We start from the raw sequence: 14106 nt of genomic DNA on the forward strand, positions 1-14106 counted from the left end.
CGAATGTACTCTTCAACGAGTACAAAGCATAACATACTTCCCGGCGATCAGTAACGCTGGCGCCACTCCGCATCGCTGAGGATCTTATCCTGCTGCCCCATAAAGTAGCGGTAGTAGGCGTCATAGGAGAGGACATTCTTCACGTAGCCGCGGGTTTCCGAAAACGGAATACTCTCGACAAACGCCACGGCGTCGATCCGTCCGGCGCTGTTCCCCTGCCAGCTGCGTACCCGGCCCGGCCCGGCGTTATAGGCCGCTGAGGCGTAGATACGGTTATTGCCGAACTGCTGATAAACGTACTGCAGATAGCTGGTGCCGATGTTGATGTTGGTTTCCGGATCCAACAGCTGCGACGGGCCGCTGTAGCCGGGAATGCTGAACATACTGACGGTATGCGTCGCGGTGCCCGGCATAATCTGCATCAGTCCGCTGGCGCCGACCGGCGAGCGCACTTTCGGGTTCCAGGCGCTCTCCTGACGGGCAATCGCCATCGCGTAGCTCTGCGGAATATCTTTGCCGCTAACATAGCGGGCAAACAGGTCGTTATAGGCCAGCGGGAAACGTTCTTCCAGCTGATCCCACAGCTTACCGGCGATCGTCGCCTGCACGCTCAGATCCCACCAGTGCTGATCGAAGGCATAGCGCGCCAGCTGCGCCTGCTGGGATTTGGTGCGACTAGTGACCAGGTTGGCCCATTCGGTGCGCGCGGTGTTATCCATATTCCAGTACATCAGCTCACGTACCCGCGCCATCTCCGGCCCGGAGGCCAGCGCCGGATCGATGGTGCCCGAGGCTTTATCGATGCGGAAGGTATACTCCTCGCCAAGACGCTGCGCGGCGACCATCGGGTAGAAGCCTCGCTGTTGCATCAACGAGCGAAGGATCGCCTGCGCCTCCTCATCCCTGCCGCGCTCCAGCAGCAGATCCGCCTGCCAGTAGCGCCATTCGTCTTTCTCTTTCGCCTCCATCGGCAGGCGCGCCAGCCAGGTGTTGAGGCCATGGCGATCGCCCGTCCCCAACGCCATCCGTACCCGCCGCTCCACCAGCGGCGTGGACTGCGAACGCATGATTGCGTCATCGCGCCAGATGGCCTGCTCTTCGGTTACATCGCTACCCATCAGGCGCCAGGCGACAATATCGCGCAGTTCCTGGGTCTGATCCTCATTGAGCTGCTGAGCCTGTACCAGCGAAGGGATCATCAGGCGGGCATTTTCCACGTCCTGGCGGGCGACGCTGGCGAAGGCGACGGCGGCCATCTGACGGGTAAAGTCCGTCGCCCCGGTGGTGCGGGCGAAGGTGAGGACGCTGTTTGGATCGTTAGCCAGGGCGACCACGGCGCTGGCGATGCTCTGGTAGTTGGCGGGCATTTGCTGGGCCAGCGATTTCACCAGCCCGATATTGCCGGCCTTCATCGCCAGGCGGATCCGTTCGAGATATGCCAGCGGATCCTGCTGACCGGAGTCGCGCCAGGCGCTGAACAGCGGTTCACAGGCGCCGGGCTGATTCTTGCCCGTCAGCCACAGCTCTTTCGCCCCGCTCCAGGCCTCCTGCGACTGTCCCACGCTCAGCTTGGCGTAGTAATAGTTGCACTGCGCCTCGGTGCTGGTCGGCTTATCCGGGCTAAACGCCAGCAAGCCGCGCCAGTCGCTGCGCCGGGCCAGTTCATTCACGAAGCGCGAACGTAATGAACGCGCAGGGGGCAGCGTCGGATTGGCGTCAATAAAGTTTTTCACCACCAGCGCCGGCTGGTTCATCAGATCGTCGGTGATCTGTCGGTACTGCAAATAGGGATACAGGGGATAGGTGCTTAACGTGGGCATCAGCTGGTCGACTACATCCATCTGCCGGTTATCCCACGCCTGCTTAATTTGTGCGTAGCGGCTGCGCTGTTCATCCAGTGAATCCGCATGCGCCAGCTGACTCAACGTCAACAAACCAACGCTGGCAGCCAAAAGATGCCACGTCATTTTTTTGGCTTTTTCCACAAGCTCTTCCTCTTTCCGGTGCATTTTCGCAGCATCGTGCCGCTTAAAAACCCCTGCCGGTTCGGCAGGCGGCTTTACTTATGCTAATCAGACAACGCTAAACGCGCCATGTCCTGGACATTTTTTTACGCTTCTGTGAATCCTGTCGCCTCGCTGGGATTAGCGCGCGAAAAAGGCTACACTTCGGCTTTGAACTATCTATCAAAATAGAAAGAGGCGAAGTCCAACGTGGCTCAATTCGTTTATACCATGCATCGTGTCGGCAAAGTGGTTCCGCCGAAACGTCATATTTTGAAAAATATCTCCCTCAGCTTTTTCCCTGGCGCGAAAATCGGTGTGCTCGGTCTGAACGGCGCCGGTAAATCTACCCTGCTGCGCATCATGGCCGGTATCGACACCGAGATCGAAGGTGAAGCGCGTCCGCAGCCCGGCATCAAAATCGGCTACCTGCCGCAGGAGCCGCAGCTCAACCCGGAGCACACCGTGCGCGAGTCCGTGGAAGAAGCGGTCGCCGAAGTGGTTAACGCGCTGAAGGGGCTGGACGAAGTCTATGCCAAATACGCCGAGCCGGATGCGGACTTCGATAAGCTTGCCGCACAGCAAGGCAAGTTCGAAGAGATTATCCAGGCGCACGACGGCCACAACCTGAACGTCCAGCTGGAGCGCGCGGCCGACGCCCTGCGCCTGCCGGACTGGGATGCGAAAATCGCTAATCTTTCCGGTGGTGAACGCCGCCGCGTCGCGCTGTGCCGTCTGCTGCTGGAAAAACCGGATATGCTGCTGCTCGACGAACCGACCAACCACCTCGACGCCGAGTCCGTCGCCTGGCTGGAACGCTTCCTGCACGACTTCGAAGGCACCGTGGTGGCGATTACCCACGACCGTTACTTCCTTGATAACGTCGCCGGCTGGATCCTCGAGCTTGACCGCGGCGAAGGTATTCCGTGGGAAGGCAACTACTCCTCCTGGCTGGAGCAGAAAGACCAGCGTCTGGCGCAGGAAGCTTCTCAGGAAGCCGCACGCCGCAAATCTATCGAGAAAGAACTCGAGTGGGTTCGCCAGGGCGCGAAAGGCCGTCAGTCTAAGGGCAAAGCCCGCCTGGCGCGCTTTGAAGAGCTTAACAACGTTGAATATCAGAAACGTAACGAGACTAACGAACTGTTCATTCCGCCAGGCCCGCGTCTGGGCGATAAAGTTCTGGAAGTCAGCCATCTGCGCAAATCTTACGGCGACCGCGTTCTGATTGACGATCTGAGCTTCTCGGTACCGAAAGGCGCTATCGTCGGCATCATCGGTCCGAACGGCGCGGGTAAATCCACCCTCTTCCGCATGATGTCCGGCCAGGAACAGCCTGATTCCGGCACCATCACCCTGGGTGAAACCGTTAAGCTGGCTTCCGTCGATCAGTTCCGCGACGCGATGGACAACAGTAAGACCGTGTGGGAAGAAGTGTCTGGCGGCCTGGATATCATGAAGATCGGCAACACCGAGATGCCGAGCCGCGCCTACGTGGGCCGCTTTAACTTCAAAGGCGTCGACCAGGGTAAACGCGTTGGCGAGCTGTCCGGCGGTGAACGTGGTCGTCTGCACCTGGCGAAACTGCTGCAGGTCGGCGGTAACGTCCTGCTGCTCGATGAACCAACCAACGACCTGGATATCGAAACCCTGCGCGCGCTGGAAAACGCCCTGCTGGAGTTCCCGGGCTGCGCGATGGTTATCTCGCACGACCGCTGGTTCCTTGACCGTATTGCCACCCACATTCTGGATTACCAGGATGAAGGTAAGGTTGAGTTCTTCGAAGGTAACTTTACCGAGTACGAAGAGTACAAGAAACGCACTCTCGGCGCCGACGCGCTGGAGCCGAAGCGAATCAAGTACAAACGTATCGCGAAATAAAACGCAAAAAGGCAACGCAAGTTGCCTTTTTTAATGTTTGCTCCCTCTCCCATTGGGAGAGGGTTGGGGTGAGGGCTACAGCCCGCAGAGCACCTACCCCTGCTCGCCCATCAGCTGTTTCACCAGCTCGACGCAGCGCAGGAACCGGGCATCGTAGTCCGACTCCTTCACATGGACGAATTCGATCTCGTTCTCTTTCAGCAGCGATACCAGCAACGACTGAAACTCTTTACGATCCACCGAGCTTCCAAGACTGCGCAGTCCATCGGCCACCCACGGGGTATTGTTCTCCAGCAGGATCACCAGGTCGAAGCGGTATTCATCAATCAGCGCCTGCACAAACGGGTGCTCACGTCCCTCGTACTTCAGACAGAAGGCCTGAGTGCTGACGAAGTCGGTATCGATGAACGCCACCTTGTTGGCATATTTCACCGCAAAATCAATATACTGCGCATGCCCAAGGGCAATTTTATCGTAATCCGAATACTGGAGCGCCATCTCATCGCCGCCGAGATGCGAAAAAACATAATCCCGGCCATATTCCCAGGCGCTGGTGGTATTGAAGATATTGGCGAGTTTATTGACCAGCGTCGATTTACCGCTCGACTCGCCGCCGAGGATCGCCACCGTCCGCACAAAGAACGGTTTCACTTCCGTCGGAATATATTCCCAGTAGCGGAACGGGTTCTCGCGGATCTGCCCGCCGCTAATATTCATAAAGGTCCGCTTAGGATCGATAAGCACCGTCTCGATCCCCAGATGCTCAAGGTACTGCGGCGCATCGGCCTCTTCCGAGGTATAGATCCGGTTCGGCTCGATCCCTTTTTCGCTCATAAAAGCGCGGATCCCATGGCTCCAGACGTCCCAGCCGTGCGGATAGGGCTCCATCCCCTCTTCATTGAAGGCGTGGATGCGAATATTCTTCTGATATTTAAAGGTTTGCAGCAGCCAGCGCAGGCGGTCAGGCACCGTCGGCTGTTGCGACATGGCGCTCTCTTCAAACAGCTCGCGGTCGCGGGTATCGTCATAGCCCATAATGATATGCAGCTCATCGACCTGGCTACAGGCGCGCTGTATCAGGTAGATATGCCCGGTATGCAGCGGGTAAAACTTACCAAACACCACGCCGACGCTTTTCTGTCGGCGGGGAAACTCCAGCCCGAGGAAACGATGCAGCGCTTCAAGCTTCTGCGCGCTCGGGCTTTTGATTTTGGCATTCAGCAGCTGGCTAAGATACCCCTTGGTCATTCCGCTGGCTTCCGCCACCTGCTGCAGGGTACAGCCTTTCTGCTTAATGGCGCTTTTTAAATAGTCAAATGACGACATCGCTAATCTCCTTTTAACTTATTATAAGTCGTCAAAAACGCTTAGCGCGTCTGAAAGCTTTTTCACGCCAAAGATTTGCATGCCTTCCGGCACTTTTTTCGGCACATTGGCCGCCGGGACGATGGCGCGGCGAAAGCCGTGCTTCGCCGCTTCGGAGATACGCTCCTGACCGCTCGGTACCGGGCGAATTTCCCCGGCCAGCCCCACTTCGCCAAAGACCACCAGATCCTGCGGCAGAGGACGGTCGCGCAGGCTGGAGACCATCGCCAGCAGCAGCGCCAGGTCGGCGCTGGTTTCCGTGACCTTCACCCCGCCGACCACATTGACGAAGACGTCCTGATCGGCCATCTGTAGGCCGCCGTGACGGTGCAGCACCGCCAGCAGGATCGCCAGACGGTTCTGTTCCAGCCCCACCGCAACGCGGCGCGGGTTGGACATCATCGAGTGATCGACCAGCGCCTGGATCTCCACCAGCAGCGGGCGGGTCCCTTCCCAGACCACCATCACCGAGCTACCGGAGGTGATTTCATCTCCCCGGCTGAGGAAGATAGCGGACGGGTTGCTCACTTCGCGCAGGCCCTGCTCGGTCATGGCGAAGACGCCCAGCTCGTTCACCGCGCCAAAGCGGTTTTTATGGCTGCGCAACGTGCGGAAGCGGGAGTCGGCATCCCCGTCCAGCAGCACCGAGCAGTCGATACAGTGCTCCAGCACCTTCGGACCGGCCAGCGAGCCGTCTTTGGTGACGTGGCCGACCATCACAATCGCCACGCCGCGAGTTTTAGCAAAGCGCGTCAAATAGGCCGCGGTTTCCCGTACCTGGGCGACGCTGCCCGGCGACGACTGCACGTCGGCCATATGCATCACCTGGATGGAGTCGATCACCATCAGCTGCGGCTTTTCTTCATCGGCGATCTGACAGATCTGCTCAATGCTGGTTTCCGAGAGCATGTTCAGGTTGGCCGTTGGCAACCCGAGACGATGGGCGCGCATCGCCACCTGCTGCAGGGACTCCTCCCCGGTGACGTACAGGGTTTTCATCCCTTCCGCCAGTTTGCAGAGGGTTTGCAGCAGCAGCGTCGATTTGCCCGCGCCGGGGTTGCCGCCAATCAGGATCGCGCTGCCCGGCACTACGCCGCCGCCCAGCACGCGGTCGAATTCTTTAAAGCCGGTGGAGAAACGCGGCAGCGCCTCCAGGCTGATATCTGACAGCTTCTGCACCTTCGACACGCCGGCGTTACCGGCATAGCCTGAAAGACGCTCGTTTCTCGCCACCTGCGGCGACGCGGCGATGCGCATCTCGGTGATGGTGTTCCAGGCATGGCAGGCGCTGCACTGCCCCTGCCAGCGCGGATAATCCGCACCACATTCATTACAGACAAATGCGCGTTTTGGAGCTTTCGCCACGTTTACCTCTTACTTTTGGTTCATGCTGCCCGAGAGAATACAGAATACCCCCATCAGGTCAGCGTGGCGGATAGTCACTTCCGCCTGTTCATTCACTTTGGGCTTCGCGTGATAGGCGATGCCAAGCCCTGCTGCCTTAATCATCGGCAGGTCGTTGGCGCCATCGCCGATAGCCACGGTTTGCGCCGTTGGGATCTCATACTTTTCCGCCAGCTTGCGCAACGTATTGGCTTTATATTTCGCATCGACGATATCGCCGAGCACGTTGCCGGTGAGCTTGCCGTCGCGGATCTCCAGCTCATTGGCGAATACCGCGTCGAGATGCAGTTTGTCGCGCAGATACTCGGCAAAGAAGGTGAAACCGCCGGAGGCGATCGCCACTTTCCAACCCAGCGTTTCCAGCTTGAGCACCAGCTGCGCCAGGCCCGGCATCAGCGGCAGCGCGTCGCGAACCTGCAGCAAAATACTGGCATCGGCGTCTTTCAGCGTCGCCACGCGCTGGCGCAGGCTGGCGGTGAAGTCCAGCTCGCCACGCATCGCCCGCTCGGTCACTTCCGAGACCAGCTCGCCGGTGCCGGCCAGTTTCGCAATCTCATCGATGCATTCGATCTGAATCGCCGTGGAGTCCATGTCCATCACCAGCAGGCCCGGGGTGCGCAAATGGGGAATTTTACCCAATGGCGCGACGTCCAGCCCCGCCTCATGCGCCAGTCGCGTCGTACGGGGAGTCAGCGAACCGGCCAGACGGATCACCTGGTAATCCTCGACCACCCAGGAGGCAACGATCACTAACGCGGCGCCCAGCTCACGCTGCCACGCCGTCAGCCGACGTTTATCCAGACCGCGACCATACAGCAGCCAGCCGCTGCGCCCGGCGTGATAATCCAGCGGCATGACCTCGTCGCCGCTCAGGGAAAGCGGCAACCCAGGCCACAGGGAAACGTCTTCAGGCAGGTCGCACCAGGTCAAACTGTTAGGCATTACGGCTCCACATCTCTTCATTCAGGCGAGGAAAATAACGCATGAGGCTACCTTGTAACCAGCGCTTCTGGCAACATTAAGCTGCAAATTTTCAAAGGTGGAATATGGTTCGCGCAAAACTGAAATTCCGGCTGCATCGTGCGGTCATTGTTCTTATCTGTCTCGCCCTACTCGTCGCGCTGATGCAGGGCGCTTCGTGGTTCAGTCAGAACAGTCAGAAACAACGCAATCCGCAGCTGGAAGAGCTGGCCCGCACGCTGGCGCAGCAGGTGGTGCTGAATCTCGCGCCGCTGATGCGCAGCGAGACGCCTGACGAGAAGCGCATCAATCAGCTGTTGACCCAGCTAACCCATAACAGCCGCGTCCTGGACGCCGGCGTATATGACGAACAGGGCGACCTGGTGGCGCGCTCTGGCGAAAGCGTCGAGGTTCGCGACCGGCTGGCGCTGGATGGTAAAAAAGCCGGCGGCTACTTCAACCAGCAGATTGTCGAACCGGTGCCAGGAAAAAACGGCCCGCTGGGCTACCTGCGTCTGACCCTCGATACTCATACCCTGGCGACCGAGGCGAAGCAGGTGGATAATACCACCAATATCTTACGCCTGATGCTGTTACTGTCCCTGGCTATCGGCGTGGTGCTGACCCGCACGCTGCTGCAGGGCAAACGCACCCGCTGGCAGCAATCGCCCTTCCTGCTCACCGCCAACAAGCCGGTTGAGGATGAAGACGATGAAAAGAAAGGAAATCTATAATGTCCACATTGCGCCTCCTGCTCTCTGACTCTTACGACCCGTGGTTCAACCTGGCGGTCGAGGAGTGCATTTTCCGCCAGATGCCCGCCACCCAGCGGGTGCTGTTCCTGTGGCGCAATGCCGATACCGTGGTCATCGGCCGCGCGCAGAACCCGTGGAAGGAGTGTAATACCCGCCGCATGGAGGAAGACCATGTGCGGCTGGCCCGTCGCAGCAGCGGCGGCGGCGCGGTGTTCCACGACCTCGGCAATACCTGCTTTACCTTTATGGCAGGCAAACCGGAGTACGACAAAACCGTCTCCACCGCTATTGTGCTGGCGGCGCTTAATTCACTCGGCGTAACCGCCGAAGCCTCCGGGCGCAACGATCTGGTGGTCAAAACCGACAGCGGCGACCGCAAAGTCTCCGGCTCCGCCTATCGTGAAACCATGGACCGCGGTTTTCATCACGGTACCCTGCTACTCAACGCCGATTTAAGCCGTCTCGCCAACTACCTCAACCCGGACCAGAAAAAGCTGCAGGCTAAAGGCATTACCTCGGTGCGCGGACGGGTGGCGAACCTGGTTGAGCTGCTGCCGGGCATTACCCATCAGCAAGTTTGCGAGGCGATCCAGGAAGCATTCTTCAGCCATTACGGCGAACGGGTGGACGCCGAGGTGATCTCCCCGGACAACACGCCGGATCTACCAAATTTTGCTGAGACCTTCGCCCGTCAGAGCAGCTGGGAGTGGAACTTCGGCCAGGCGCCGGCCTTCTCTCATCTTCTGGACGAGCGCTTTCGCTGGGGCGGCGTTGAGCTGCATTTTGACGTCGAAAAAGGGCATATCACCCGCGCGCAGGCCTTTACCGATAGCCTGAACCCGGCGCCGCTGGAGGCCCTGGCGGCACGCTTAGTCGGCTGTCAGTATCGGGCAGAAGTATTACAGCAGCAGTGCGAGGCGCTGGTCGGCGATTTCCCGGAGCAGGAAGCGGAACTGAAAGAACTGTCGGCGTGGATTGCCGGCGCAGTGCGCTGATAAAAAAAGCCCGCTGCGCTTAGCGGGCCTGGAAAACCGTAGGCCGGGTCAGACGAAGCCGCCACCCGGCACAACAGCTCTTACTCTTTATCGCCCAGCAGCACGGATTCCAGCGCGATTTTGATCATGTCGTTGAAGGTCGTCTGACGTTCAGCGGCAGTGGTCTGCTCGTGGGTACGGATGTGGTCGGAGACGGTGCAGATGGTCAGCGCTTTCGCGCCGAACTCCGCCGCCACGCCGTAGATACCCGCCGCTTCCATTTCCACGCCCAGAATGCCGTATTTTTCCATCACGTCGAACATGGACGGGTCCGGCGTATAGAACAGGTCTGCGGAGAAGATGTTGCCGACGCGCGCGTCAACGCCCAGCGCTTTCGCCGCGTCTACCGCATTACGCACCATGCCGAAATCGGCAATCGCCGCAAAATCATGGTCTTTGAAACGCAGACGGTTCACTTTAGAGTCGGTGCACGCGCCCATGCCGATCACCACGTCACGCAGTTTGACATCTTCACGCACCGCGCCGCAGGAGCCCACGCGGATGATTTTCTTCACGCCGAAATCGGTGATCAGCTCTTTGGTGTAGATAGAGCAGGACGGGATACCCATCCCGTGGCCCATCACGGAGATTTTGCGGCCTTTATAGGTACCGGTGAAGCCCAGCATGCCGCGCACGTTGTTCACTTCACGCACGTCTTCGAGGAAGGTTTCTGCAATGTGCTTCGCGCGCAGCGGGTCGCCCGGCATCAAAACGACGTCAGCGAAATCGCCCATTTCTGCGTTAATGTGAGGAGTTGCCATCTTCAGTTCCTTTTACATTGTTGTTTTTGCCGGGTGGCGGCTACGCCTTACCCGGCCTACAAATCGTAGGCCCGGATCGCTGTGCGCCACCGGGCAATGACCTCAGAACATGGCTTTGCCATATTCCATGTCAGACGTACCAAAGTATTTCGCAATAGTCTGGCCGATGTCCGCGAAGGTTTCACGGTGACCGAGCGAACCTGGTTTCACTTTCGGGCCGTACACCAGCACCGGGATATGCTCGCGGGTGTGGTCAGTACCAGTCCAGGTCGGGTCGCAGCCGTGGTCGGCGGTGAGGATCAGAATGTCGTCTTCACCAACCAGCTCCATCAGCTCCGGCAGACGGCGGTCGAACAGCTCCAGACCCGCCGCGTAGCCAGCGACGTCACGACGGTGGCCCCAGGAGGAGTCAAAATCGACGAAGTTAGTGAAGACGATAGTCTCGTCGCCCGCTTCCTTCATCTCTTTGATGGTCGCGTCGAACAGCGCGTCCAGCCCGGTGGCTTTCACTTTCTTAGTGATACCGCAGTTGGCGTAGATATCGGCGATTTTACCCACGGACACCACGTGGCCGTTTTTCTCGTCGACCAGCTTCTGCAGCACGGTCGGCGCCGGCGGCTCTACCGCCAGGTCGTGACGGTTACCGGTACGCTGGAAGTTACCGGCTTTGTCGCCCACGAAAGGACGAGCAATCACGCGACCAATGTTATAGCCGCCTTCGGTCAGTTCTTCACGCGCGATTTCGCACAGCTCATACAGCTTGTCGAGGCCAAAGGTCTCTTCGTGACAGGCGATCTGGAACACCGAGTCAGCGGAGGTATAGAAGATCGGTTTCCCGGTTTTCATATGCTCTTCGCCGAGCTGATCGAGGATCACCGTCCCGGAGGAGTGGCAGTTGCCGAGATAGCCCGGCAGGTTGGCGCGTTTCACCAGCTTATCCAGCAGCTCCTGCGGGAAACTGTTTTCCTGGTCGCTGAAGTAGCCCCAGTCAAACAGCACCGGCACGCCGGCGATTTCCCAGTGGCCGGACGGGGTATCTTTACCGGAAGAAAGTTCATGCGCCCAGGCATAGGCGCCAATCACTTCGGCATTGCCATCCATACCCGCGGCAATTTTACCGGTGGAGCCTTCATGCGCTTTCACCAGACCCAGACGGGTCAGGTTCGGTAAATTCAGCGGGCCTTTGCGGCCGTGGTCAGCCTCGCCTTTGGCGCAGGCTTCTGCAATGTGGCCCAGCGTATCGGCGCCGACGTCGCCAAAGCGGTCTGCGTCTTCCGTTGCGCCAATCCCAAAGGAGTCCAGCACCATGATAAATGCACGTTTCATCTTGTTCTCCATACATCTTGCGCTGCAAAAAAGCGATCAGATCAGTATATCGCTATTCAGTGATACGGCGATAGACTGTCGGTGTAATTTCCGGGGCTTTATCGTCCAGTTTAATGGCCGCTTTGACCGCTTTCGCGGCCTCCTGCCAGCTGTTCTCGTCTTTGGCATGGATCACCGCCAGCGGACGCTGTCCGTCGACGCGGTCACCCAGACGCGCCATCTCGGTAAAGCCAACGCTATAGTCAATGGTGTCCGATGCCTGACGGCGGCCGCCGCCCATAGAAACCACTGCCATGCCCAGCGCGCGAGTATCCATCGCGCTGATAAAACCTTCGGTATCAGCATAGACTGCTTTGCTCAGCATCGCCGTCGGCAGATAATTAGCATAATTCTCGACAAAGTCGCTCGGCCCTTTCTGCGCCGCGACCATGCGGCCAAACACTTCCGCCGCTTTACCGTTATCCAGCACCGCCTGCAGCTTCGCGCGCGCCTCGGCATCGTCCGCCGCCAGCTTGCCGGAGATCAGCATTTCCACACACAGCGCCATTGTCACGTCGAACAGGCGCGGGTTGCGGTATTCGCCGGTCAGGAACTGCACCGCTTCGCGAACTTCAACGGCGTTGCCGGCGCTGGAGGCCAGTACCTGATTCATATCGGTCAGCAGCGCGGTGGTGCGCACGCCGGCGCCGTTGGCGACACCCACGATCGCTTCGGCCAGCGCGGCAGAGAGTTCATAAGTCGGCATAAACGCGCCGCTGCCGACTTTGACGTCCATCACCAGCGCATCCAGCCCTTCCGCCAGCTTCTTCGCCAGAATCGAGGCGGTAATCAGCGGGATGGAGTCCACCGTCGCGGTAATATCGCGGGTGGCATAGAAACGTTTGTCGGCCGGGGCAAGGGAGCTGGTCTGCCCGATAATTGCCACGCCAACATCTTTAATAATCTCGCGGAAGCGGTTGTCGTCCGGGAAGATATCGAAGCCCGGGATCGCTTCCAGTTTGTCCAGCGTACCGCCGGTATGGCCGAGGCCGCGGCCGGAGATCATCGGTACGTAACCACCGCAGGCGGCCACCATCGGCCCCAGCATCAGCGAAGTGACATCCCCGACGCCGCCGGTAGAGTGTTTATCGACGATCGGACCGTTAAGGTTGAGGCTTTTCCAGTCCAGAACGGTACCGGAATCCCGCATCGCCATGGTCAGCGAAACGCGCTCCGGCATAGACATATCGTGGAAGAAGATGGTCATCGCCAGCGCGGCGATCTGCCCTTCAGAGATAGTATTGTCGCGGATGCCGTTGATGAAAAAGCGGATCTCTTCATCGCTTAATGCCTGACCATCACGTTTTTTACGAATAATTTCTTGTGCGAGAAACACGGTAACCTCCCAAAGAGAATAAATTGCCGGATGACGGCGCGAGCGCCTTATCCGGCCTACAGGCATCAATTCGTAGGCCGGATAAGCGCAGCGCCATCCGGCAAATCAAGGGATTAGTAGCTGCTGGCGCTCTTGCCGTCGCCGTGACCCAGGGCTTTCAACAGGCTAGCCAGCAGGCTGGATGCGCCAAAACGATAGTGACGAGAATCGGCCCAGTCGGCGCCGAACAGTTCATCAGCGATCGCCAGGAACTGCTGCGCGTCTTCCGCGCTGCGCACGCCGCCCGCCGGTTTGAAGCCAACGGTTTTCTCAACGCCCATATCGCGGATCACTTCCATCATGATGCGCGCGCTTTCCGGCGTGGCATTCACCGGCACTTTACCGGTCGAGGTTTTGATGAAATCGGCCCCGGCTTTGATAGAGATTTCAGACGCTTTACGGATCAGCGCTTCTTCTTTCAGCTCACCGGTTTCGATGATCACTTTCAGCAGCACGTTAGCCGCCGCACAGGCTTCCTTACAGGCTTTCACCAGCTCGAAACCGACCTGCTCGTTGCCGGCGATCAGCGCGCGGTACGGGAAGACCACGTCCACTTCATCTGCTCCGTAAGCGATCGCCGCGCGGGTTTCCGCCAGCGCAATGTCGATATCGTCATTCCCGTGCGGGAAGTTGGTGACCGTGGCGATGCGAATATCCGGCGTCCCCTGCTCATTCAGCGTTTTACGGGCGATCGGGATGAAGCGCGGGTAGATGCAGACCGCCGCGGTGTTACCCACCGGCGTTTTCGCCTGATGACACAGGGCAATGACTTTCTCATTGGTGTCGTCGTCATTCAGAGTGGTCAGGTCCATCAGTTTTAACGCGCGCAGGCTGCTTGCTTTTAAATCAGTCATTTCATACTCCGCCGGCGTCATGCCGGATCAATAGTTTGTTCACCTTGCGAGTCTGTTACTATTGTAACATTCGCTCGTCGTTACACTTCGACATTCATCACAGTTAATGAAAACTACTTACTAATTTGCATTACTGTAACGTGATTAAAATCACAAATTAGCACTCAATACCGCAGCAATTATCGTTAGTCCCCTCTTAAGCATAATCGATACTATACCGCCGATGAGAATGTGATAATTCTAACACACAATAACAGGTACACTCGATAGCGTGGCGCACATTTTGCCCAACTTACGGGCAATAAAAACGCTACAAATTGAAATATAAACCTTTTTTCAAAAAAGAGAGTGG

General features: G+C 58.3%; 11 protein-coding genes. 3 read left to right on the top strand and 8 right to left on the bottom strand.

What is annotated here, in order from left to right; translation table 11 throughout:
* Positions 1-47: 47 nt before the first annotated feature.
* On the bottom strand, positions 48-1985 hold the full coding sequence (sltY, locus tag KB892_RS21920) for a murein transglycosylase (protein ID WP_002887806.1): 1938 nt from the start codon (positions 1983-1985) through the stop codon (positions 48-50).
* 228 nt (positions 1986-2213) lie between these two features.
* On the opposite strand from sltY, the gene ettA reads away from it, so the two are divergent.
* A complete protein-coding gene (gene ettA / locus KB892_RS21925) occupies positions 2214-3881 on the top strand; it encodes an energy-dependent translational throttle protein EttA (RefSeq protein WP_002887805.1) in 1668 nt (555 codons plus the stop codon).
* Between the two features lie 93 nt (positions 3882-3974).
* Here ettA and nadR read toward each other — a convergent pair whose 3' ends face one another.
* From nadR to serB, 3 genes are read right to left on the bottom strand one after another with little or no spacing between them, the layout of a single operon-like run.
* A complete protein-coding gene (gene nadR, locus KB892_RS21930) occupies positions 3975-5207 on the bottom strand; it encodes a multifunctional transcriptional regulator/nicotinamide-nucleotide adenylyltransferase/ribosylnicotinamide kinase NadR (protein WP_002887802.1) in 1233 nt (410 codons plus the stop codon).
* Between the two features lie 21 nt (positions 5208-5228).
* Entirely contained in the window at positions 5229-6611 is a 1383-nt protein-coding gene (gene radA / locus KB892_RS21935; protein ID WP_002887800.1) for a DNA repair protein RadA, read from the bottom strand.
* 9 nt (positions 6612-6620) lie between these two features.
* A complete protein-coding gene (serB, locus tag KB892_RS21940; RefSeq protein ID WP_002887797.1) occupies positions 6621-7592 on the bottom strand; it encodes a phosphoserine phosphatase in 972 nt (323 codons plus the stop codon).
* Between the two features lie 104 nt (positions 7593-7696).
* Between serB and KB892_RS21945 the strand changes: the two genes are divergently transcribed.
* Together KB892_RS21945 and lplA are read left to right on the top strand one after the other, a co-directional pair.
* Positions 7697-8344, top strand: a complete 648-nt coding sequence (locus KB892_RS21945) for a YtjB family periplasmic protein (protein ID WP_002887794.1) — start codon at positions 7697-7699, stop codon at positions 8342-8344.
* Complete coding sequence (gene lplA, locus KB892_RS21950; RefSeq protein WP_002887791.1) at positions 8344-9360, top strand: lipoate--protein ligase LplA; 1017 nt, start codon at positions 8344-8346, stop codon at positions 9358-9360. Before KB892_RS21945 ends, lplA begins: the two co-directional genes overlap by 1 nt.
* Before the next feature lie 80 nt (positions 9361-9440).
* On the opposite strand, the gene deoD is transcribed toward lplA, so the two are convergent.
* The 4 genes from deoD to deoC form a co-directional block, all read right to left on the bottom strand.
* Positions 9441-10160: a purine-nucleoside phosphorylase gene (gene deoD / locus KB892_RS21955; protein WP_002887789.1), complete on the bottom strand. Its 720-nt coding sequence runs from the start codon at positions 10158-10160 to the stop codon at positions 9441-9443.
* Positions 10161-10262: 102 nt separating this feature from the next.
* A complete protein-coding gene (gene deoB, locus KB892_RS21960; protein WP_004151380.1) occupies positions 10263-11486 on the bottom strand; it encodes a phosphopentomutase in 1224 nt (407 codons plus the stop codon).
* A gap of 52 nt (positions 11487-11538) precedes the next feature.
* Complete coding sequence (gene deoA / locus KB892_RS21965; RefSeq protein WP_002887787.1) at positions 11539-12861, bottom strand: thymidine phosphorylase; 1323 nt, start codon at positions 12859-12861, stop codon at positions 11539-11541.
* A 113-nt stretch (positions 12862-12974) separates the two neighbouring features.
* Positions 12975-13754, bottom strand: a complete 780-nt coding sequence (gene deoC, locus KB892_RS21970; RefSeq protein ID WP_002887784.1) for a deoxyribose-phosphate aldolase — start codon at positions 13752-13754, stop codon at positions 12975-12977.
* Positions 13755-14106: the final 352 nt, after the last annotated feature.

It is taken from the genome of Klebsiella sp. P1927 (assembly GCF_018204675.1).
Lineage (GTDB): Bacteria > Pseudomonadota > Gammaproteobacteria > Enterobacterales > Enterobacteriaceae > Klebsiella > Klebsiella pneumoniae.

What these genes read in the sequence shown, in the direction of transcription:
- lplA (WP_002887791.1), top strand. Translation starts at nt 8,344, where the DNA reads ATGTCCACATTGCGCCTCCTGCTCTCTGACTCTTACGACCCGTGGTTC.
- serB (WP_002887797.1), bottom strand. Translation starts at nt 7,592, where the DNA reads ATGCCTAACAGTTTGACCTGGTGCGACCTGCCTGAAGACGTTTCCCTG.
- KB892_RS21945 (WP_002887794.1), top strand. Translation starts at nt 7,697, where the DNA reads ATGGTTCGCGCAAAACTGAAATTCCGGCTGCATCGTGCGGTCATTGTT.
- deoB (WP_004151380.1), bottom strand. Translation starts at nt 11,486, where the DNA reads ATGAAACGTGCATTTATCATGGTGCTGGACTCCTTTGGGATTGGCGCA.
- nadR (WP_002887802.1), bottom strand. Translation starts at nt 5,207, where the DNA reads ATGTCGTCATTTGACTATTTAAAAAGCGCCATTAAGCAGAAAGGCTGT.
- deoC (WP_002887784.1), bottom strand. Translation starts at nt 13,754, where the DNA reads ATGACTGATTTAAAAGCAAGCAGCCTGCGCGCGTTAAAACTGATGGAC.
- deoD (WP_002887789.1), bottom strand. Translation starts at nt 10,160, where the DNA reads ATGGCAACTCCTCACATTAACGCAGAAATGGGCGATTTCGCTGACGTC.